General features: G+C 71.1%; 16 protein-coding genes and 1 other RNA gene. 13 read left to right on the top strand and 4 right to left on the bottom strand.

What is annotated here, in order from left to right; genetic code table 11:
- Positions 1 to 2 precede the first annotated feature (2 nt).
- The gene (locus ACZ6CV_RS01935) at positions 3 to 1,376 is read left to right on the top strand and encodes a bifunctional RNase H/acid phosphatase (RefSeq protein ID WP_469248849.1); all 1,374 of its coding nucleotides are present in this window, start codon (positions 3 to 5) and stop codon (positions 1,374 to 1,376) included.
- Positions 1,377 to 1,427: 51 nt separating this feature from the next.
- Here the strand turns inward: ACZ6CV_RS01935 and eda are convergent, their stop codons facing one another.
- Both eda and yaaA read right to left on the bottom strand, forming a co-directional pair.
- Entirely contained in the window at positions 1,428 to 2,093 is a 666-nt protein-coding gene (eda, locus tag ACZ6CV_RS01940) for a bifunctional 4-hydroxy-2-oxoglutarate aldolase/2-dehydro-3-deoxy-phosphogluconate aldolase (RefSeq protein ID WP_469248851.1), read from the bottom strand.
- Between the two features lie 95 nt (positions 2,094 to 2,188).
- Complete coding sequence (gene yaaA, locus ACZ6CV_RS01945) at positions 2,189 to 2,995, bottom strand: peroxide stress protein YaaA (protein ID WP_469248853.1); 807 nt, start codon at positions 2,993 to 2,995, stop codon at positions 2,189 to 2,191.
- 560 nt (positions 2,996 to 3,555) lie between these two features.
- Between yaaA and ACZ6CV_RS01950 the strand changes: the two genes are divergently transcribed.
- The gene (locus tag ACZ6CV_RS01950; protein WP_469248855.1) at positions 3,556 to 5,001 is read left to right on the top strand and encodes an RNB domain-containing ribonuclease; all 1,446 of its coding nucleotides are present in this window, start codon (positions 3,556 to 3,558) and stop codon (positions 4,999 to 5,001) included.
- Here ACZ6CV_RS01950 and ACZ6CV_RS01955 read toward each other — a convergent pair.
- A complete protein-coding gene (locus tag ACZ6CV_RS01955; RefSeq protein ID WP_469248857.1) occupies positions 4,983 to 5,606 on the bottom strand; it encodes a hypothetical protein in 624 nt (207 codons plus the stop codon). The genes ACZ6CV_RS01950 and ACZ6CV_RS01955 overlap by 19 nt on opposite strands.
- Positions 5,603 to 6,433: a MerR family transcriptional regulator gene (locus ACZ6CV_RS01960; RefSeq protein ID WP_469248859.1), complete on the bottom strand. Its 831-nt coding sequence runs from the start codon at positions 6,431 to 6,433 to the stop codon at positions 5,603 to 5,605. The genes ACZ6CV_RS01955 and ACZ6CV_RS01960 overlap by 4 nt, the downstream gene beginning before the upstream one ends.
- A gap of 431 nt (positions 6,434 to 6,864) precedes the next feature.
- On the opposite strand from ACZ6CV_RS01960, the gene ACZ6CV_RS01965 reads away from it, so the two are divergent.
- From ACZ6CV_RS01965 to rnpB, 11 genes are all read left to right on the top strand, one after another.
- Positions 6,865 to 7,194 carry a hypothetical protein gene (locus tag ACZ6CV_RS01965; protein WP_469248860.1) on the top strand — a complete coding sequence of 110 codons (330 nt, stop codon included), beginning with the start codon at positions 6,865 to 6,867 and terminating at the stop codon, positions 7,192 to 7,194.
- Between the two features lie 87 nt (positions 7,195 to 7,281).
- Entirely contained in the window at positions 7,282 to 7,593 is a 312-nt protein-coding gene (locus ACZ6CV_RS01970) for a pore-forming ESAT-6 family protein (protein WP_355817408.1), read from the top strand.
- Between the two features lie 96 nt (positions 7,594 to 7,689).
- The gene (locus tag ACZ6CV_RS01975; protein ID WP_469248861.1) at positions 7,690 to 8,100 is read left to right on the top strand and encodes a DUF6507 family protein; all 411 of its coding nucleotides are present in this window, start codon (positions 7,690 to 7,692) and stop codon (positions 8,098 to 8,100) included.
- Positions 8,097 to 11,132 carry a hypothetical protein gene (locus tag ACZ6CV_RS01980; RefSeq protein WP_469248862.1) on the top strand — a complete coding sequence of 1,012 codons (3,036 nt, stop codon included), beginning with the start codon at positions 8,097 to 8,099 and terminating at the stop codon, positions 11,130 to 11,132. The genes ACZ6CV_RS01975 and ACZ6CV_RS01980 overlap by 4 nt, the downstream gene beginning before the upstream one ends.
- Positions 11,133 to 11,154: 22 nt before the next feature.
- Positions 11,155 to 12,015 (top strand): pentapeptide repeat-containing protein, encoded by an 861-nt coding sequence (locus ACZ6CV_RS01985; RefSeq protein WP_469248864.1) that lies wholly within the window; start codon positions 11,155 to 11,157, stop codon positions 12,013 to 12,015.
- A gap of 73 nt (positions 12,016 to 12,088) precedes the next feature.
- On the top strand, positions 12,089 to 12,370 hold the full coding sequence (locus ACZ6CV_RS01990; RefSeq protein ID WP_469248865.1) for a hypothetical protein: 282 nt from the start codon (positions 12,089 to 12,091) through the stop codon (positions 12,368 to 12,370).
- Positions 12,306 to 13,778, top strand: coding sequence for a type VII secretion integral membrane protein EccD (gene eccD, locus ACZ6CV_RS01995; RefSeq protein WP_469248871.1), 1,473 nt, complete (start codon positions 12,306 to 12,308; stop codon positions 13,776 to 13,778). Before ACZ6CV_RS01990 ends, eccD begins: the two co-directional genes overlap by 65 nt.
- 11 nt (positions 13,779 to 13,789) lie before the next feature.
- Positions 13,790 to 15,001, top strand: coding sequence for a hypothetical protein (locus tag ACZ6CV_RS02000; protein WP_469248873.1), 1,212 nt, complete (start codon positions 13,790 to 13,792; stop codon positions 14,999 to 15,001).
- The gene (gene eccCb / locus ACZ6CV_RS02005) at positions 14,998 to 19,032 is read left to right on the top strand and encodes a type VII secretion protein EccCb (protein ID WP_469248875.1); all 4,035 of its coding nucleotides are present in this window, start codon (positions 14,998 to 15,000) and stop codon (positions 19,030 to 19,032) included. The genes ACZ6CV_RS02000 and eccCb overlap by 4 nt, the downstream gene beginning before the upstream one ends.
- Positions 19,029 to 20,462: a DUF6177 family protein gene (locus ACZ6CV_RS02010; RefSeq protein WP_469248877.1), complete on the top strand. Its 1,434-nt coding sequence runs from the start codon at positions 19,029 to 19,031 to the stop codon at positions 20,460 to 20,462. The genes eccCb and ACZ6CV_RS02010 overlap by 4 nt, the downstream gene beginning before the upstream one ends.
- Positions 20,463 to 20,538: 76 nt before the next feature.
- An RNA gene (gene rnpB, locus ACZ6CV_RS02015) (RNase P RNA component class A) lies at positions 20,539 to 20,943 on the top strand.
- Positions 20,944 to 21,180: the final 237 nt, after the last annotated feature.

Raw genomic sequence — 21,180 nt, forward strand, 5'->3', positions numbered from 1 at the left:
TCATGCCGTCCCAGCGGGAGTCCTCCGACCGGCAGTCCTCCGAGCGGGAGTTCATCGTCGAGGCCGATGGGGGGTCGCGGGGCAACCCGGGGCCCGCCGGGTACGGCTCCGTCGTCATCGACGCGGCCACGGGGGAGACCCTCGCGGAGGCCGCCGAGTACATCGGCGTCGCGACGAACAACGTCGCCGAGTACAAGGGCCTGGTGGCCGGCCTCAAGGCGGCCCACCGACTGGACCCGGCCGCCTCGGTGCACGTCCGCATGGACTCCAAGCTCGTCGTCGAGCAGATGTCGGGCCGCTGGAAGATCAAGCACCCCGACATGAAGCCGCTCGCCGCGGAGGCCGCGGGGGTCTACCCCTCGTCCCGGGTGACGTACGAGTGGATCCCCCGCGCCCAGAACAAGCACGCGGACCGGCTCGCCAACGAGGCGATGGACGCGGGCAAGCGGGGCGAGCGGTGGTCGCCGTCGGGGTCGACGGCGGAGCTGGACACGCGGGCGGCGCGGGCGGCGGCGGAGCCGGCGGGGCCTCCGACGGAGGCGGGGCCTCCGGGGGACGCGGTGGCGGGGGCGGCTCGGGTGCGAGCGGGTCTGGCTGCTACTCGTACGAGTACGGGCGCGGACGCGGGTACTGGTGCCGATACGAGTACGGGTGCCCGTACCGGAGTCGGGGCGAACGAGGTCGACGGCGCTGACGCCCGGGCCGCGCGCAGTGCCGCCGTTCCGCCGGTCGGCTGGGCCGCGCCCGCCGATCTGGGTGCCCCCGCGACCTTCGTCCTGCTGCGGCACGGCGAGACCCCGCTGACGCCGGAGAAGCGGTTCTCCGGGAGCGGCGGCAGCGACCCGTCCCTCTCCGACGTGGGCCGTGCGCAGGCCGAGCGTGCGGCGGCCGCCTTCGCCGCGCGCGGCACGATCCAGGCGGTCGTCTCCTCACCGCTCAGGCGCTGCCAGGAGACCGCACGCATCGTCGCCGCCCGCCTCGGACTCGACGTACACCTCGACGAGGACCTGCGCGAGACGGACTTCGGCGCCTGGGAGGGGCTGACCTTCGGCGAGGTGCGGGAGCGCGGGCCGCAGGAGCTGAACGCCTGGCTGGCCTCGCCGGACGCGGCGCCGCCCGGCGGCGAGTCCTTCGCGGCGGTCGCCGACCGGGTCGCGGCGGCGCGCGACCGGCTCGCGGCGGCGTACGCGGGGCGTACGGTCCTGCTCGTCACGCACGTCACGCCCATCAAGACGCTGGTGCGGCTCGCGCTCGGCGCGCCGCCGGAGTCGCTGTTCCGCATGGAGCTCGCGGCGGCGTCGGTGTCGGCGGTGGCGTACTACGCCGACGGCAACGCGTCGGTACGGCTCCTCAACGACACGTCGCACCTGCGTTGACGTAGGCCGCTGATCGCTGGTCGCCAGCCGCCAGCCGCCGGCCGCTGGCTGTCAGCCGTCCTGGCGGAGGGCCGCCGCCTCGCGTGCCAGCGACTCGACGCGGGCCCAGTCCTTGGCCGCCACTGCGTCGGCGGGGAGCATCCAACTGCCGCCCACGCAGCCGACGTTGTCCAGCGCCAGGTACGAGGGCGCGGAGCCGGCCGTGATGCCGCCCGTCGGGCAGAACCGGGCCTGCGGCAGCGGCGCGCCGAGCGACTTGAGGTAGGCCGTGCCGCCGGCGGCCTCCGCCGGGAAGAACTTCATCTCCCGTACGCCGCGTTCGAGCAGCGCCACGACCTCCGAGGTCGTCGAGACGCCCGGCAGGAACGGCACGCCCGAGCCCTGCATCGCGTCGAGCAGCGTGTCCGTCCAGCCGGGGCTGACGAGGAAGCGGGCGCCGGCCTCCACGGAGTCGGAGACGTTGCGGGCCGTGATCACGGTGCCCGCGCCGACCACCGCGTCCGGCACCTCGGCGGCGATGGCCGAGATCGCGTCGAGCGCGACGGGCGTCCGCAGGGTCACCTCGATCGCGGGCAGCCCGCCCGCGACGAGTGCGCGCGCCATCGGCACGGCGTCGGCGAGGTCCGAGACGACGACCACGGGGACGACGGGGGCGAGGTCGAGGACGGAGGTGGAGGCGGGGGTGGGCGTGGGGTTGCGGGAGGCGGAGGAGGTCATGAGGGCATCCTGCCCCTAGGGGAGCAGCATGCGCAAAGGTCGTTGCGCATGCTGCAACGTGTTGGGTGGGGGAGGTGGGGGTCCGCCGGCTCTCGTCAGTGGATCTCGCGCACCACCACGTCGAGCGCCCACGGCTTGCCCGCCTTGGCCGGGGCCTCCGCCTCGACCACGTGGCCCAGGTCCCGCAGCGCCTCGACCAGTTCGGCGGGGTTCTCGGGCCGGGTGCCGGTGGCCAGGAGCGAGCGGACGATGCGTCCCTTGGTCGCCTTGTTGAAGTGCGAGACGACGGAGCGCTTCTCGGTGCCGGTCTTCTCGTCGATCTGCGCGTGCAGCACGCGGACGGTGGCGGTCCGCCCGGCCACGTCGCCCTTCGGCTTCCACGCGGCCGCGTACGCGGACGACCGCAGGTCGAGGACGAGGCCGTCGCCGGCGGCCTCGGGCATGACCTCGGCCATCGGCGCCCGCCAGTACGCGCCGAGCGCGCCGAGTCCCGGGAGCTTCACGCCCATCGAGCAGCGGTACGAGGGGATCTTGTCGCTCACGCCGACGGCGCCCCAGAGCCCGGAGAAGACGAGCAGCGAACGGGCGGCGCGGCGCTTGGCGGCGGCGTCGAGGGTGGCGAGGTCGAGGGCGTCGTACAGGACGCCGGTGTAGATCTCACCGGCGGGGCGGGCGCCGGCCGTGCGCAGCTCGGTGTTCTTGGCGACTTCGGCGCGGAGGCCCTCGCTGAGGCCGAGTACGGTGCGGGCCTTCTCCTCGTCGGCGGCGCACAACTCGACGAGCTCGTCGAGAACGGCCTGCCGTGCGCCGGTGAGCCCGGGGAGGGAGAGGGACTCGGGCTTGAGCGGGGCACCCCGTCCGGAGGGGGCCTTGCCTTCGGAGGGCGGCAACAGGACGAGCACGATCGGACTCCTTGGACGGTATGGGGGAGGGGGTGCGGCCCCTGCGAAAGGGTACGGGGGCGTGGGCGGCTGCGCTTTGGGTCCTTCTCTGGGTGCGGGTGCGGGTGCGGGTGCGGGTGCTGGTGCGGGTGCGTGGGGGCTTGGGCCTGCGCCTACTGCCGGTCTGTGGGTGCGGGGCCGCGGGGGTATGTGCGTACTCGCCATCCACTGTTCGCCACGCCTCGCGGACAACATTGCTACAGCGTGCTCGGTGCTCCGTGCGCACATACCCCCACGCCCCCTCCCGCGCGTTTGCGTCTGCGGCCTGGCGGGGCGGCTGCGTGCGGCGCCGGGCACGGGCAGGGCTCGCCCGCCCGTGACCGGCGCCGGACAAATGGCCTCCGCGCGGCACGGCGCACCTCACCCGCCCCACCCCCCTCCCGCACGCACGGGGTGAACGGGTGGGTGGGATGCATCTGCCGCTGAGCGGCGGGAGTGTTCCCGGTGGGGAGAGGGGAACCCCTACCCGCACGGCGCCCACGTCACCGTTCAAGCCCGGCGCATGCCATACGCTCGGACGCATGCCCCGCCGCCACCTCCGCGTGACCGGCGCCGCCGAGGCCGCCCCCTTGCGGGCCGCCCTGCGCGCCCTGCGTACGGAACTCGACGTACCGGAAGAATTCCCCGCCGACGTCCTCGCGGAAGCGGCCCGCGCCGCCGCCTCCCCCCGGCTGCCGGCGTACGACGCCACCGACCTGCCCCTCTTCACCGTCGACCCGCCCACCTCCGTCGACCTCGACCAGGCCATGCACCTGGCGCGCCGTGACGGCGGCGGCTTCCGTGTGTCGTACGCGATCGCCGACGTCGCCGCGTACGTCACGCCCGGCGGCCCGCTCGACGCCGAGGCGCACCGCCGCGTCACCACGCTCTACTTCCCCGACGAGAAGGTGCCCCTGCACCCCACCGCCCTCAGCGAGGGCGCCGCCAGCCTCCTGCCCGGCCAGACCTGCCCCGCCGTCCTGTGGACCATCGACCTCGACACGGACGGCCGCACCGAGCGCACCGACGTGCGCCGCGCCCTCGTCCGCAGCCGGGCCAAGCTCGACTACGAAGGCGTGCAGAAGGCCGTCGACGGCGGCACGGCCGAAGAGCCCCTCGCGCTCCTCGCCGTCATCGGCGCCCTGCGCGAACAGCAGGAGGTCGACCGCGGCGGCATCTCCCTGGACGTCCCCGAGCAGGAGATCGTCGAGCGCGACGGGACGTACGAACTCGCCTTCCGCGCCCCGCACCCCGCCGACGGCTGGAACGCGCAGATCTCCCTCCTCACCGGCATGGCCGCCGCCGACCTCATGATCGCTTCGGGCACCGGCATCCTGCGGACCCTGCCGACCGCCCCGGACGGCGCCGTCGCCCGGCTGCGCCGCACCGCGGCCGCCCTGCGGATCGACTGGCCGCACCACGTCTCGTACGCACAGCTCGTACGATCCCTCGACCCGCGCCACCCGCACCACGCCGCCTTCCTCCAGGAGTGCACGACGCTGCTGCGCGGCGCGGGCTACACCGCGTTCGCGGGCGGGCGGATCCCCGAGCTCACGACCCACGCCGCCGTCGCGGCCCCGTACGCGCACTGCACCGCCCCGCTGCGCCGCCTCGTCGACCGGTACGCCTCCGAGCTCTGCCTCGCGGCCTGCGCGGACGAACCGCCCCCGGAGTGGGTGCTCGCCGCCCTCGACCGGCTGCCCAAGGAGATGGCGGACGGCACCCGGCGCGGCAACACCGTGGAGCGCGAGTGCGTGGACATCGTCGAGGCCGCGCTGCTCAGGGGCCGGGTCGGCGAGATCTTCGACGCGGTGGTGGTGGACGTGAAGGACGGCGAACCGTCGGTCGGCACGGTGCAGTTGACCGATCCCGCGGTGGTGGCCCGCATCGAGAGCGACTCGACGAAGCTGCCCCTGGGAGAGCGCCTACGGGTCCGCCTCACCCAGGCGGACCCCGGCACGGCAAAGGTTCAGTTCGCGCCGGCGTGAGGGCGGGCGAGCCGTTCGCGCAGGGCGGCGAGGAGCAGCGCGGGCTCGTCCGCGTGCAGCCGTACCGTCGTCACCTCGCGCCGCCCGCCCAGGAAGCCGACGGCGGTGACCGGCTCGGTCAGCTCCAGGGTGAGCGAGGTGGTCGAGGCCACCGGCAGGTCGAGCACCCCTGCGGCGGGCTCGTGCGTGAACAGCCGCTCCGCACGTACGCCGGCGACCACCGCCAGCGGTATCCGCAGGTCACGGTGGGCGCCCTGGCGCACCCGGAGCGCGTCGGGCGAGAGGATGTGCGGCCGGGTCACGGAGGCGGCGTGGATGCCGAGCATCAGGACCACGCCGTAGACGTCGAGGACGAGCGTCACCATGTGGAGGGTCGGCCAGTTCCGCAGCAGTACGGACATCCCGTACGCCTCGACCACACAGACGAAGGTCAGCGCGTACATGATGGCTGCCTGGTCGCGGGCGTGCCCGAAGGCCCGGTCGTGCGGTCCGCGCACCCCGTGGACCCGCCGGGCCGGCCACCTCAAAAGGCTGGCCAGGACGCGTAGTTCATGCCCGACGACCCGCCGGACAGGCACGGGTACGGGCACGGCGGTGATCCTCATTCCGTCTCCCTTCCGCGCCGCGCGAGCAAGGCCATCGCGCGGCGTACCGCCTCGGCCTGCGCGGGCGCGAAATCGGCGAAGAAGGCGTCGAGGAAGCCGTCGTCGCGGACCGCGCGCCCCTCCGCGAAGGCCTGGGCGCCGTCGCTGCCCAGGTCGGTCAGGAGCGAGTCGGGCAGGGCGGCGGCGAGGGTCCGCGCGGCCTCCTCCACGGCGGTCCGGGTGCCGGGATCCGCGAGGTCGGCGCCGGCGAGCGCGTCGAGCCGCTCGTACGCCGCGTGGGCACGCTCGACCGCTCCCGGCGAACCGAGGGTCGGCCGCAGCGCGGTGAGGAAGGCGTCCCGGTCCTCGGGTGAGGCGGTGGTGTCGAACAACGCGAGGAACTCACGGTCCTTGGCGGCCATCACCGACTCCGCCCCCTCGCGCCCGGTCGAGGCGCGTTCCATCTCCCGGAAGAAGTCGGCGAGTTCGGGGGAGACGGGCCCCTCGGGCGTGAGCCCCCCGCGCTCGGCGTCGTCGAGAAGCGACCGCAGCCGCGCCCTCCGCTCACGGATGGCGGTCTCCTGCCGGGCGAGGTCCGCGTCGAGCTCGGCGAGAACCTCGGCGAGGTCGCGCCCCGCGTCGTCCGCGAGCACGTCCCGCACCTCGGCGAGCCCGAGCCCGAGCTCGGTCAGCCGCCGGACGCGAGCCAACGCGACGGCGTGCCGCAGCCCGTACGACCGATACCCGTTGGCCCGCCGCTCCGGCTCGGGCAGCAGGCCCAGATGGTGGTAGTGCCTGATGGCACGCGTGGTGACGCCGACAACGCCGGCGAGCTCTCCGATCCGCATGGGCCCAGTAGAAACGTTGACGCTGCGACAAGGTCAAGCGGGCGCGCCCTGCCCGGCCGTGGCTCTTGCGCTCTTCGTTCGCGGAACACACTCCTCGTTTGCCCGCCCAGACCCGCGAGCGACCCGTGGGCTTGACGCAGCGCATGATTCCAGCCGACTTGTGAGCTGCCCGAACGTGGCCTTCTCGCCCTCTGTCGGTCGCCTACCTGCCCTGTTGCTGGTCAGTAGGGACTCGTGGCGCCGAGCGGAACCGCTTCGCAATGATCGTGGGCCGAATCACGCCCCTCTGGTCTCAACTTCGTTGCGCCTGCAATGTCTTATGGGAGAGTATGTTCGATGCGCTACGCGACGTAAGTGATACGTGCGCGCGCCGTGATCGGAGTGGCGTGGGGGAACGCCCGGCCGGCGCGCCGGAACTACGGGGTGGGTACATGAAGTTCGACATGGGTGACCAGACGCTCGCGGTGCTGGGCAAGAGCACCGCGGGGTCGAGCGACGATCTCGGCACACTGATCCATCTGCTGATTCAGGCCGCCGAGCCGCTGGAGGGGAAGTTCAACGGGGCGGGCAAGGTGACCTTCGACTCCTTCAAGGACCGTGCCGACGAGATCACCGCGGCACTCAACGGGTCGTTGACCTCGATCCTCGGTGGCCAGTCCGGAATGGACGAGGCGTTCGGCTCCGGTGACCAGGAGCAGGCGGACAACGCCCACCAGCACATGGGACTGGCCAACTTCGAGGCCGCCCGCTTCTCCGGCTGACCCGGCCACAGCACGGACATACCCGGCTCGCCCGGCCCCTCAGGGGCGGGCGAGCCGACCAGACATCGAACACGGGGAGTTCTCGTCATGGCAGCATCCCAGGACCGCCGCTCGTACGACACCGGTGCCTCCGGAGAGGTGCAGGGCAGCCTGCAGCTGATCATCGGCCACCTGGAGCGTGTGCTCGGGGACCGTGACAAAGCGGTGAAGGCCGCGATGGCCGACTACCAGGCCGACGGCGTCTCCGACGAGTACCACGGCAAGGAAGTGCGCTGGAACAAGGCCGCGCACGAGGTCCGCGAGATCATCCATCTCGTCCGCACCACGCTGGGGAAGAACGACGGAACCGCGCAGACGACGATCACCCGCGCGCGGGCCGCGGTCGACAACATCGGCTGAGTATCCGGCCATTGAGGCCGAGGAGGTGCCCGTGCCGCCAGGCGGTCGGCACGGGGTGACGGGGATTGAGGGGCAAGAGGCATTGGGGGCTGTTGCGTGACTGCTTGGGACATTGACCCCGCCGGGGTGCGGGGTGTGCTGGAGAAGGCCGGGGGCGCTGCCAACGGACTGGCGGCGGCCGGGTCGACCGTGCAGGAGACGCTGCCGGAGGCCGCGAAGCACGCGGGCACGGCCGTTGAGGGGGGCGAGAAGGGCGACGGCACGCAGGGTCCGGTGGCAACCGCCCTGGGAGCGTTCATCACCCAGTGGCAGAGGGACCTGCAATACATCGCCAGGCGCGCCGGCAAATCGCTGAACGGGGCGGCCGATGCTGCTGTGGCTTACTACCAGGGCGATCTGCAAATGGCCATCGACCTACAGAACAGGGCCCTGAAAGAGCCTCATATAGACCTGCCCGGCGGCAACGGCGGCCACCGCCCGCGCACCGGAACGGGCGGGCACGGATGAGCTGGAACGGCGCCATCGAACCGGCGAAGATTCCCCAGTTCACCGGAGATCTCGAACTGCTGGAACAGAACTCGACCACCCTGACGGCCGGGGCGGCTCTCTTCCGTATCGAGGGTGCGTTGGTCCACTCCGATTTCCAGGGACTGGCCGCCTTCTACGAGACTCCGGAGGCGGACGACCTCTTCGCCACCACCAAGCCGGTGGCCGACAAGAGTGATGCCTTCGCCGACGACCTGGAGAAGGTCGCCACCGCGCTGAGCGACTACGCCACCGAGGTGCGCCCGCTGGCCGCGAAGCTCGAACGGCTCAAGGACGAGGCCGTCAAGTTCTGCTGGTCGGAGATCGCCGGTGACGACGACTGGCGCCAGGACCAGGACAAGCTCGACCGCAACAACGAGCTCGAGGAGGACGTCAAAGCCACCCAGCTCGCCTTCTGGGCGGCCGAGATCACCTGCCACAACAAGATCATGGCGTTGGTCGGTGGCGTCCAGCTGCACCTCAGTGACGACGGCAGGACGGACTGCACCACCTACGGCTACACGGCCGATGTGCTCGACCAGGCCGAGCTTCCCTGGGGCACGCCCGCGGAGCGTGAGTACACCGGCTGGGCCGCCTTCCGCCACAACCTCAAGTCCCTGGTGTGGGACGGCTTCATCATGGACGGTGTGGTCGGCACAGCCAAGGGCCTGGGCAGCCTCGTCGGTACCGACGGCTGGGACGGCATGAAGAAGTCCTGGACCGGCCTGGCGAAGCTCACGACCGGCCTGGCCCTCACCCTCAGCCCGCTCGGTGTCGCGTACTGGACGATGCCGGGGGACAAGCTTCCCTCCTGGCTCCGCGATTCACGCACGGCCGTGAAGGAGACCGGCAAGGCGCTGGTCGCCTACGACCAGTGGGGCAAGAACCCCGCCCGTGCCGCCGGAGCCGTGTCCTTCAACGTCATCACCACGATCGCCACGGGCGGCGCGGGCGCGGCGGCCAAGAGTGGTGCCGCGGCCAAGGCGATCGCTGCGGTGGGCAAGACCGGCCGCCTCGTCGACCCCGTCATGTATGCCGTCAAGGGCAGCCAGTTCGCGATCAAGGGCGGCAAGTACGCCATCAACACGGGGAAGATCGGCGCGCTCAAGGTCGGCGACCTCTTCAACACCCTGAAGGGTGCGGGCGCCGGCGGAGCGCGCATCAAGGTCCCCGGCGCCGCCAGTACCACCTACACACTGGCTGACGAGGCGACCGCACAATCGGCGCGGTACGCCGGCATGCCCGAAGGCGCGCTCCCTCTCACCGACAACCACGGCAGGCCCGCCTACATGGACGAGGGCGGAGCCATCCGCGACCTCGACCACAAGCCCCTCCAACTCCCCGACGAGGTCACCAAGACCCGCAACGCCGACACCAGCACGCACACCGACGTGACCTCCGTGCATGATCCGCACCACGAGCCGGTCATGGCCGGCTCGCGAGCAGGAGACGGCGCGGGCGAGACCGCTGGACGGCCCGGTGACCACATCGGTGGCGGTGCGGGTCGCGATGCTGCGGGTGGCGCGGCGTCCCACCGACCCCATGGCCCGTCCGGCGGATTCACCCATGGCCCGTCCGCCGGCCACCAGAATCCTGGGTCGGGTCACCCCGCAGGGCCGGGCAACGGCGATCACGTGCCTGGCGGCGCCGGGAGCCACGACGGCGCCGGTACCAGTGGGGGAGAGCACGGCACGTCTGGGCACGACGGGGCAGGAACGCACCACGAGGGGGGTGCTGCCTCACCGACCGGTGCGAACGACGCGCCCGCCGGAGTCACCGCGCCGGAGTCACCGCGTGGCAACCTTCCGGATGGATCGTGGGCAGGAGAGAGCGGTCTGCGCCTGCCGCAGGACGCGAACGCGGCGGCCGACGACTTCTTGCGTCAGTCTGCTGAAGCCGAGCCACGGATCACCGACACGCTCCAGCAGATCACGCGCAGCGTTGATGACGGACGCATGATCGGCCTGGATTACCGCCTCAAGGGAGAAGATTCACTCAAGCGGAAGCTTGCCACAGATCTGCTGCGTAAATCCAACATGTTGCCGGAGGAAGTTCTCGGCCACATCCGGGACTCGATTCGCTATACGGTTGAATTCCCGGCCCAAGGGTACGTGCACGGTGTTCAAAACGCAGTGGACACATTGCGTGCAAGGGGATTTGAGAACGTCACCTTCAAGAACACTTGGGGCAGTCCCGGATACAAGGGCATAAATTCTACTTGGCGAGATCCCGCGAGCGGACGGGTCTTCGAGGTGCAGTTCCACACGCCGGAAAGTTTCGTCGCCAAGATGGAAACGCACGTACTCTACGAGAAGGGCAGACTGCCTGGCGTCACCGGTGATGAACTCCGCGCCATCAATGACCAGCAGAATGAGCTGTTCGATCAGGTCCCCGCGCCTCATGGCGATGTTTCGATCGACCTAACCCATGAACTTCCCACTGCCCATCCGCCGCTGCATGACGGTGGTACGGGGCTCGGCCGTCATAGTGATCAGTCTGTTCACGGCAATGGCCCACCTCCTGAGTTGACCGAAGCCGAACGTTCGCTGCACGACGCACGTCTGCACGAATTGGCCGAGCGGCACCTCGAGGACTTCGACTGGCTGAAACATGACCCGGACCATAAGGGCGTGGTCAAAGAATCGGAGATGGACGAAGCGCGTTTGGCTTTGGACATGCGTGAGAGCGGGAAGCTTCCGCCTGATATCCAACGGCCGCCGGCCGCCAATCAGGGCGACCTCTACTCGCCGAGTGCGGAAACCTACTACGACATCAAGGGCGTCCACTCCGATTGGCCGCCGTATAACAATGTTCGCGACAAGTCGCTGCCGTACAAGGACGCGTACGACCCCGCCAACAATGAGTCCTGGGTGCGCAGGATCGGGAAGCAGATTGACGTCAAGGATCGCACGGTTATCCTCGATGTACGCAATGCAAACCAAGCCGCGATCGACGATCTCAAGGCGATGGTCGAACAGCACGGGTGGAGTGATCGAGTTGTCTGGTATCCGTGACTTCCACCGGAGAGTCCGGCTCATGCCGCCCGCCCCTGAAGCGGCTGAGGCCTTGCGGGCGTGGTCCGACTCAGCCGACGAGAACGTCACCTTGGACGCATCGGGACTCGACCTGTCCCATGCCGACCTGTCCGGCACCGATCTGGCGACGTCCCTGCTCATCGAAACCGACCTGAGCAACGCCAGGCTGATCGGCACGGATCTGTATCGAGCGAATCTCGCGCTGGCGGTACTTGATGGTGCCGACCTCGCCAACTCCTCCCTGGTGAAGGCCGACATCAGAGACACGTCCCTTCAGCGGGCCGACCTGACAGGCGCAAACCTGGGCAGTGCCGAGCTATGGAAGGTCAACGCACGATCGGCTTCCTTGCGCAACTCGGTATTGGACGGTGCCGGGTTCCTCCAGGTGGAGCTCCAAGGTGCTGATCTCAGGGGTGCATCGGCCCGTGATACTTCATTCGAGGTGGTTCTCGACGACCGTACTGTCGTAGAGGGGTTCAGCGGGAGCGTTTTCGGGCCGGCACGCGTGGAGGAGGACGGCTCGCTCCGGGTAATCGCTGGCCTCGAGCTTGAACTGTGGCTCAATGATCGCGGAGCCTCGATTCAGGTAATCAATTCACCTGTCGACAGTACGACCTACTTTGCTCTGGTCAGTGACGATTATCCACGCAGTAACCCCATGGGGCTGGTGCGTCGGCGCACTGCCCCCCGTCTTGGGGGAGGAGTGAACACCTCCGACGAGGTGTTCACTCGCAACCTGCGCTGGGAACCGACTGAGTATTTGCGCTTGTATGAGTTGGGGCACAACGATGACGACCACGTCGAGATTTCAGAGACGGAGGCGAACGCCTTCGTCAAAATGGTCACACGAAAGAACTCATAGGGCCTCGCTCCGTCCCTTCTCGAACCTGCAGCGAACGTTGCAGCCCATGTGTAGACGTCTGTGAGCCCATGTGATGTCAGCCCAGGATTACGACAGTCAGCTGTTGGAGTCGGTGTCGGTTCGGCGTCGGCGGCTTCGGGATGCTCTTTTGTTTGGTGCTCTGCGGCAACGGCGCACCGTCGACGAGCGGTTGGGGAAGGTGTTTGCCGGGGTGGTGATCGCCGCGGTGCTGTGTGCCGGGTGCGTGGGGTGGTCATTCGTCTCGCACCGGCTTATCGGGAAGAGTCCCTATGGGACTTCCGTGCCCTCTACTCCACCCCCTCCCTCGCCCTCCAGCGCGCATTCTTCTCGATGATAGGTTCGAACACGTGATATCTGCGGGGGACTTGAGCCGCACGGACGGTGCGAACGCCACGAGGCGGACGGCGTTGAGCCGGATCACCTTGGTGGGTGAGCGGCGGCGAGTGGATCTCGTGCTCCCGTCCCAGGAACCGGTCGGGCTGCTGCTGCCCGAGGTCTTGCGGCTGCTGGGCGATCAGGTGGGGGCTCGACCGGAGCTGCGGCATCTGGTGACCACGGACGGGTCGGCGCTGGCGCAGGACGGCACGTTGGAGTCGGCGGGCGTCGTCGACGGTGCGGTGTTGCGGTTGGTGCGGGCGGAGGACGCTCCGTCGGCACCCGTGGTGCATGACGTCAGCGATGAGGCCGCCGAGGACCTGGACGTCCGGGCGTGGCGGTGGGGTGCCCGGGCCCGGTCGGTGGTCACGGGGCTGTTCACCGTCTTCTGGGCGTTGACCGCGGTGGTGCTGGCTCGGGGGCAGTTCGAGCTGTCGGCCGTGGGCGGCGGTGCGCTCGGTGCCGCCGCGGTGGCCGCTGTGATCGGCGCGCTGCTCGGACGGACGCGGCGACGCGATGTCGCCGTCACTCTGATCGGTGCCGGCGGGGGCCTGGCCGTGCTCGGCGCCTGGACGCTCGGCGACGCGTACGACTGGGCAGGCGCCCTGCGGTTCGCCGGTGTGGCCGGTGCCGTTGTTGTGACCCTGCTGTTGCTGGGATGGTTTTCGCCGCTGGGGCGTGGCGCCCTGTTCGGCGCGGCGGCGGCCACCGCCTGTGTCGTGGCCTGGCAGGTTGCCCTCGCCGCTCAGGCGGGCGCGGACGGTGTGAGTGAGCAGGCTCGGGTCGGGGCGGCGCTGGCCGCCGTGTCGTTGGTGGTACTGGGGCTGCTTCCCCGCCTCGCGCTGATGGCGTCCGGACTGTCGGGACTGGACGACCGGCGTACGGGCGGAGCATCGGTGAGCCGGTACCGGGTGAGCACGGCGTTGGCGGCCACGCATCGAGGGCTGGTGTGCGCCTCCGTCGTCGTCGCGGCCTCCGCCGCGGCGGCCGGTGTGCTGGTGTTGCGCGAAGTGACGGTGTGGACGGTGTTGCTGGGCGTCGCCGTCACCCTGGTACTGGGGCTGCGGTCCCGTGCCTTCCCCCTGACGGGAGAGGTCGTCGCGCTGCTTGCGTGTGCGGCGGTCGTCGCTGTCCGACTGATCGTGGTGTGGCTGGAGCGCTCCGACGCCTCCGCCGGCGCGATGGCCGTCCTCGGGATGCTCGTCGTACTGCCGTTGATGGCCCTGGCGGTGCGTCCCGCCGAGCACGTACGGGTGCGGCTGCGGCGTGCGGGTGACCTGATGGAGTCGGTGGGAGTGATCTCCTTGTTGCCGTTGGTGCTCGGGGTCTTCGGCGTGTACGGGCGACTGCTCGACACCTTCGCGTAGGGGCGGGTCCCATGTCTGAAGCTGACTGGCAGCGGGATCTGTTGCGGGAGTTGAGGGTGGAGGGCGGTACGAACGGCGGCAAGCCGACCGACGGTACGCCCGCCGGCGAGCCGACCGCGCGGCTGCGGCTCGCCCACCCCGTGACGGTGGAGAGCCCCGCCGAGGGTTCCGTGACGCCGCGTACTCGTACTGCCGACGCGGAGGATGCCGGACGGCGATCGTCCCCTCCTTCGACCGCCCACGGCTACGGTCAGGGGGCCGCGCCGATGCCTCGCGGTGTTCGCGATCCTCGGATCTCCATGCCGGCCCCTGAGCCTGTCCCCACCGTCGACCCTCGGCTCGCCCTCGCCCTCGGCGGCCCTCAGCACGGCGACTCCGTGGTGCGGCGCACGGGCCGTTCGTTGCGCAAGCTCACCGCCTCCGCCGGACGCGAGGTCGCCGAGCTGACACGGCTCGCCCACGAGGTGCAGCAGCCGGTCACCACAGGGCGTGTCGTCGCCGTCACCTCCATCCGGGGCGGGGTCGGCAAGTCCACGGTGTCGGCACTCCTTGCCCGTACGTTCACCCACTATCGCCACGACCCGGTGCTCGCGCTGGAGGCGGACGGCGCGCTCGGCACACTGCCGGTGCGGCTCGGGGCCGAGTCGGTGCGCTGGGCGTGCGCCGATCTCGCCCGCATCCTCAGCCCGGCCATGCAGCTCACCGACGTCACCGGCTATCTGGTCCCCGTCGCGGACGGCGGATGGCTGCTGCCCGCGAGCCAGGGGAGGGTCGGCGCACCGCTGGACGTGCCGACGTACCGGGCCGTGACCCTGGCGCTGCGCCGCTACTTCGCCGTGTCCGTGGTGGACTGCGAGACCCTCCCCGGTGAGGTGGCCCGCACCGCCATGGACACGGCCCATGCACGGGTCGTGGTCGCCCCCATGACCGCCGAGGGCGTCAACGGCACCAGGGTCGTCCTGGACTGGCTCGCCCAGCTGCCCCACTCCGCGCTCGCCACCACCGTGGTGGCGCTCACCGCCAACTCGCCCGACATGACGCTCGACCTCAAGACCGCCGCCGCCCACCTACGGGAAACCGGGGTCAGCGTCGTGCCGCTGCCCTACGACCGGCATCTGGCCCAAGGAGGCCCCATCCACACCGGCATGCTCGGCCAGACTTCCACCGAGGCGGCCGTCGAGCTGGCGGCCGAGGCGATGCGGCGGGCGGTGCGGGTGCGATGACCCAGCACCTCGTCCACCGGCCGGCCCGCTCGACCCGGCCCCTTCCGGGCGCCACCCGGCGCACCATCGAGCCGCCCCCGAACCTGCCCGAGGGCAAGACGGGCAACGCCGCCACCTCGCTGCTCCCCATGGCGGGCGTCATGGGGTCGGTCGTGATGATGACGATCATCCGGAACAGCCAGTTCGCGGCTGTCGGCGCGATCGTGCTGGTCTTCGCCCTCCTCGGAGCGGTGGCGCTGTTCCTGTCCCAGCGGGGCAAGGCCCAGCGCACCCGGCGTACCCAGCGGGAGCGCTATCTGGAGTACCTGGAGGAGCAGCGCGAGGAGCTCGGTGCCGTCGAACGTGAACTACGGGCCCAGGCCCGGCTGTTGAACCCTCCGCCGCTCGCGCTCTACGACCTCGTGCGCGATCCGGCCCGCCTGTGGGAGCGCCGGCGTGCGGACACCGACTTCCTGCGGGTGCGTCTGGGCACCGGGGACGTGCCGGTGCAGGATCTGGACATCGAACAGAACTCGGGCAGCGGAGTCCTCACCCCGCCCGACCCGTTCATGCTCAACGAAGCCCGCGCGCTGCAGCACCGGTTCGCCACCACGACGGACTTCCCCCTCACCGCCGCACTCGACCGCGCGGGGAACGTCAGCATCGTCGGCGACCGCGACGGGGTGCTGCGGGTCACCCGAGCCCTGCTCGCCCAGACCGCCGTCACCCACGCCCCGGACGACGTGGCCATCGCTCTCGGTGTGCCCGGCGATCGGCTGGAGGCGTGGGAGTGGGCCAAGTGGCTGCCCCACGTCCTGGACGCACCGGCGAGTGAGGGCCCTGTCGCCGCCCGGCGGATCGCCCCGAGCCTCACGGAGCTGGCCCGGCACGGTGCAGCCGACCTGCGCCGCCGCTCCTCCTACGCCGCGGAGGTGCGCCGCGGCCTGTCCGGGAAGGACGCCCTGAAGCTCAGCGACCGTCTTCTCGTGGTCAGTGACACCTATGGGAAGACGGCCGACGAACTGCCCCGCCCCGATGCCGCGGTGGGGCTGCCCGACATGGGCGTCACCGTGCTGCACCTGCTCGCGGAACAGATCCACGAACCGGACGAAGTGAGCGTGCGCATCACCGTCGTCGACGACGGACAGGTCGTCGTCGAGGACCTGCGTACCCCGGACGCGGCCCCCGGCCGGGGCAGCTCGGACGAGCTGAGCGTCCCGGGAGCCGAAGGGCTCGCCCGCGTGCTCGCCCCGCTCAGGCTGTCCGCCGAGTCCGCGGCCGACGGCACACCGATCTCGGGTCCCGTCGACTTCCCCGAGCTGCTGGGCATCGGCGACCCGGCCGACCTCGATCTCACCAGGCTGTGGGCGCCTCGCGGTGAGCGGGACTTCCTGCGCGTGCCCATCGGCCTCAACGACCGGCACGATCCCGTTCTGCTGGACCTCAAGGAGTCCTCCGAACTCGGCATGGGACCCCACGGGCTGTGTGTCGGCGCCACCGGTTCCGGCAAGAGCGAGTTGCTGCGCACCCTGGTCCTCGCGTTGACGGCCACCCACTCGCCCGAGGATCTGGCGATGGTCCTCGTCGACTACAAGGGCGGCGCCACCTTCGCCCCCTTCACGGGGCTCCCGCATGTCGCCGGGGTCATCACCAACCTGGAGAACCAGGCCGGCCTCGTCGAGCGGGTCCACACCAGCCTCGCCGGCGAGGTCAAACGCCGCCAGCAGGTACTCAAGGACGCCGGGAACGTCGCCGACATCGGGCACTACGCGGCACTGCGCGCCCGACGCCCCGAGCTCGAGGCCCTGCCGCACCTCTTCGTGGTCATCGACGAGTTCGGTGAACTGCTCACCGCCAAGCCGGACTTCATCGATCTGTTCCTGTCCATCGGACGGATCGGCCGCTCCATCGGCGTGCACCTGCTGCTGTCCAGCCAGCGCATCGAGTCCGGCAAGCTCAAGGGGCTGGAGACCTACCTCTCCTACCGGCTCGGGCTGCGCACCTTCTCCGCGGACGAGTCGCGCACCGTGCTGGACACGGTGGACGCCTTCCAGCTGCCGCCGCTGCCGGGCTTCGGCTACCTCAAGGTCGACACATCGACTTATCAGCGCTTCAAGGCCGGATACGTCTCCGGGGCCTACCGCGGCCCCTCGGTCGAGGCGGACGACGGTGACAAGCCACTGGTGCACACGTATCCGACCTACAGCACGGCACCGCAGACAGCCGGCGTCGACACGGCCGAACAACCCGCGATGCGGGAACGTGAGACCGGCCCCACCGTCATGTCGACCATGGTCGGCCAACTCTGCGCTGCCGCCCCGCCCGTACGCCGCATCTGGCTGCCCCCGCTTCCCGGCACTCTCACCCTGGACGCGGCAGCAGGCCCCCTCACCGCGTCCGAGCGCGGACTCCACCTCGCGCCGGGCACGCCCAGCACGGGCGGCGGGGCGATGCGCGTCCCCCTGGGCACCCTCGACGACCCGGAGAAGCAGTGGCAGGGCCGCTGGATCCTCGACCTGACCGCGGCGGGAGGACACGCCGCCATCATCGGCGGCCCGCAGTCCGGCAAGACCACGCTGCTGCGCACCCTCGCCCTGTCCCTAGCCCTGACGCACACCCCCGCCGAAGTCGGCATCTACGGGCTCGACCTGGCGGGTGGCGGACTCGGCTCGCTGGCCGGGCTGCCGCACGTCGGCGGCATCGCCGGGCGCGCCGACCACGAACGCGCCGCCCGCACCGTCGCCGAGGTCCGCACCATGCTGAACGAGCGCGAGACGCTCTTCCGCACCCACGGCATCGACTCCGTCGACCAGCTCCGTCACCTGCGGGCCCAGGGGCGCGTGCCCGAACTGACCTCCACCGACATCGTGTTGCTCGTCGACGGCTTCGGCGCCCTGCGTGACGAGTTCAACGAGCTCGACGACGACGTGGCCGACCTCCTCAAGCGCGGCGGCGGCTACGGCATCCACGTCGTCGCGGGCATGCTGCGCTGGAACGACGTGCGCATCGCCACCCAGTCCATGTTCGGCAGCCGCAGCGAGTTGCGCCTCAACGACCCGGCCGACTCCAGCATCGACCGCAAACTGGCCGAGACCCTCACGCCCGACACCCCGGGCCGGGTCCTGACCGAGGCGAAGCTCTTCGCCCAGACGGCACTGCCGCGCATCGACAGCACGCCGTCCACCGCCGACCTCGGCTCGGCCCTGGAGGACGCGGCGCGCACCATCCGCGCCACCTGGCACGGCGAACTCGCCGCGCCCGTCCGCGTCCTGCCCACCCAACTGCCCGCCGCACAGCTCACCGCGCCCTCGGACGAGCCCCCGGGCATCCCTCTCGGGGTGGACCAGGATGCTCTCGCGCCGGTCCTGCTGGACCTCTTCGGCCAGGACCAGCATCTGCTGATCCTCGGCGACAACGAATGCGGCAAGACCAACCTGCTCAAGCACATATCCCGTCAGCTCACCGCCCGCCACAGCGACAGCGAGCTCGTCTTCGGCGTCTTCGACCCGCGCCGCGGGCTGCGCGGCGTCATCCCCGAGCCCTACCGGGGTGGCTACGCGCACAACGCCAAGCTCGCCCAGGCCCTGGCCACCGGAATCGCCGGCGAACTCGAGAAGCGCCTGCCGGAAACCGCCGACCCCGACGCCGACACCCTCGAACCCGCCTTCAGCGGCCCGCGCATCGTCATCCTCGTCGACGACTACGACATCCTCACCACGGCGGGACAGCAGCCCCTCGCACCTTTCGTCCCATACGTCTCCTCCGCCCAGGACATCGGCCTGCACTTCATCGTCGCCCGCCGCGTCGCCGGGTCCTCCCGCGCCCTGTACGAGCCCTTCCTCACCACTCTGCGCGAAACCGGAACCACGGCCCTCCTCATGACCGGCGACCGCACCGAAGGCCAGCTCTTCCCCGGTCTGTACGCCTCGCCCCAGCCCCCCGGCCGCGGCACTCTCGTCCGCCGAGGACGTCGCCACCAGCTCATGCAGACCGCCCTCAGCCACGAGACCGACGGCACCCCCGGCGCGGCCTTCGGAACAGGAACACCGTGACCAAAGACGTCATAGCCCTCAGCCACAAGATGCCCGACGCACCGGCGCTGCTCGCGGCCCTGCACGCGGGCGGCCCCGATCTCGGCATCGGCACCGAGCACGACGGTGCGGTCATCCAGCTGCGCACCGCGGCCGGCCGTCCCCTGGTTTCCGTCGAGGCGCCGCTCCTCGTCCAGGTCCCCGGTGAAGCGCAGCGGCTCCTCGGCTCCGAGGCGCCGGTGCCCGACGTGCCGTTCTGGTGGACCGAGGCACGGGCGACAACCGCCGTGCCCGAGGCCGACCGGCTCGCCGGCTCCCTCTGCGGACGGCTGAGCACCCTGCTCGGCGGCACCGTGTGGCCCCCGGACGCGGCGAGCCTCGACGTCGTCGGGACACCTCTGGGCGACGAGGTCTCGGCGCACCCGGAACCCGCCGGGAACCTCCCCGCCGTCGACGTCCTCACCGACTCGACCGCCGTCGTCATCGCCGACCGCCCCGTCATCCCGCTGACCGCCTGGCTGTCGCAGATCCTGCGCGCCACAACGGCCTCCGGCCGCGCCCTGCACATCGTCACGCCACCGCACGTACGCCTCAGCCTGCCCCTGCGTACCGCGCTGACCGGAGCCCCCAACCGCTGGGTCGTCCAACACCCCGACTGCGGCTATTACGACGGCCTCTCGGGCGCCGTGCTGCGCTGGCAGGACGGCACCTTCGCGCCCGCCCGCACGGAAGACGGGGAGACCGCCGTGGCCGAGGCCTTCACGGCGACGGCCGCCGCGCGGGTCGCCGAGCACCAACTCCTGGTCTCCTTCCGTGCCCATCACGAGGCCGACGCGGGCCTGGTGCTCGGCCGCGGTCTGGAGGAGATCTGGCAGCACCTGACCGGTACGCGTCCAGCCGGCTGGGGCACCGCCGAACCCGTCAACCTGCCCTGGTCCACCCGCCAACTGACGGACCTGGCACGCGACCGCGCGCCCGGGGCAAGTCATCTGCTCGCGGTCGGCCACCCCGACCGGCCCGCCCTCGCCTCCCTGCGGGTCACCCGCACCGCGTCCGGCGTGGCCGAAGACGTGACCTTCGCGGTGGGCTACGCGGCCGACGAGGAGCCGCCCCTGCACTCCGTCGAGGCGCTGGCGCGCACGCTGGTCACCGGACACGACCTGGTGACCATGCTCGTCTCACTCCGCCGGGGCGACCGCGAGCTGACCGTCTCCCCGTGTTTCGAGGCGCCGCCCGTCCCCGTCTCCTTCACCCTCGGGTCCTCCGGCGTGCGTGACACCGGCCTTGCGCGAGCCGGTCGACCGCCCCTCGGCCTCCGCCCGGTCCGGCTCGGCCCGGCGGCCGCGCCTGCCTTCCACTACCCGCTGGGTGACGGCACCGACGCGGAGGCATGGAGCACGCTCGGGCAACTCACGGAGCACCTCGAAGGCGCTGCCGACGTCCCGAGCTGAAAGGCGGGGGTGTGAGCGGCTCCGGCCTCGGGGGCGGGGCGGGGGCCCCGCCGGGTACCATGGTCCGCACGGCAGACGAGCCGGGCGGACGGTCGCGTGAAGGCTCCTTCGGGGGGCTTCCCGAGGAACGTCCGGGCTCCACAGGGCAAGGTGGTGGCTAACGGCCACCCGGGGTGACCCGCGGGACAGTGCCACAGAAAGCAGACCGCCCCGCGCTCCGGCGCGAGGTAAGGGTGAAACGGTGGTGTAAGAGACCACCAGCGCCTGAGGTGACTCAGGCGGCTAGGTAAACCCCACCTGGAGCAAGGTCAAGAGGAGCGCCGTGAAACGCGCTCTGCGCGGACGTTCGAGGGCTGCCCGCCCGAGTCCGCGGGTAGACCGCACGAGGCCGGCAGCAATGCCGGCCCTAGATGGATGGCCGTCGCCGCGACGTCCGCGAGGACCCGCGGCACAGAACCCGGCGTACAGCCCGACTCGTCTGCCCCACCCGCCCCGGCTCCGGCCGGGGCCGGGCGTTCCGCCGTCGGTCGGGGCATCCAGCCTCGCCCCGGCTCCGGTCGGGACACCCAGTGTCGCCCCGGCTCCGGTCGGGACATGCGGCGTCGCCCCGGCTCCGGTCGGGGTAGGCACCTGGCATCACCCCGGCTCCGGTTGGGGCGGGGCTAGCGTCGCCCCCGGCTCTGGTCGGGACACCCAGCGTCACCCCGGCTCCGGTGGG

The organism is Streptomyces sp. NPDC041713 (assembly GCF_055591085.1).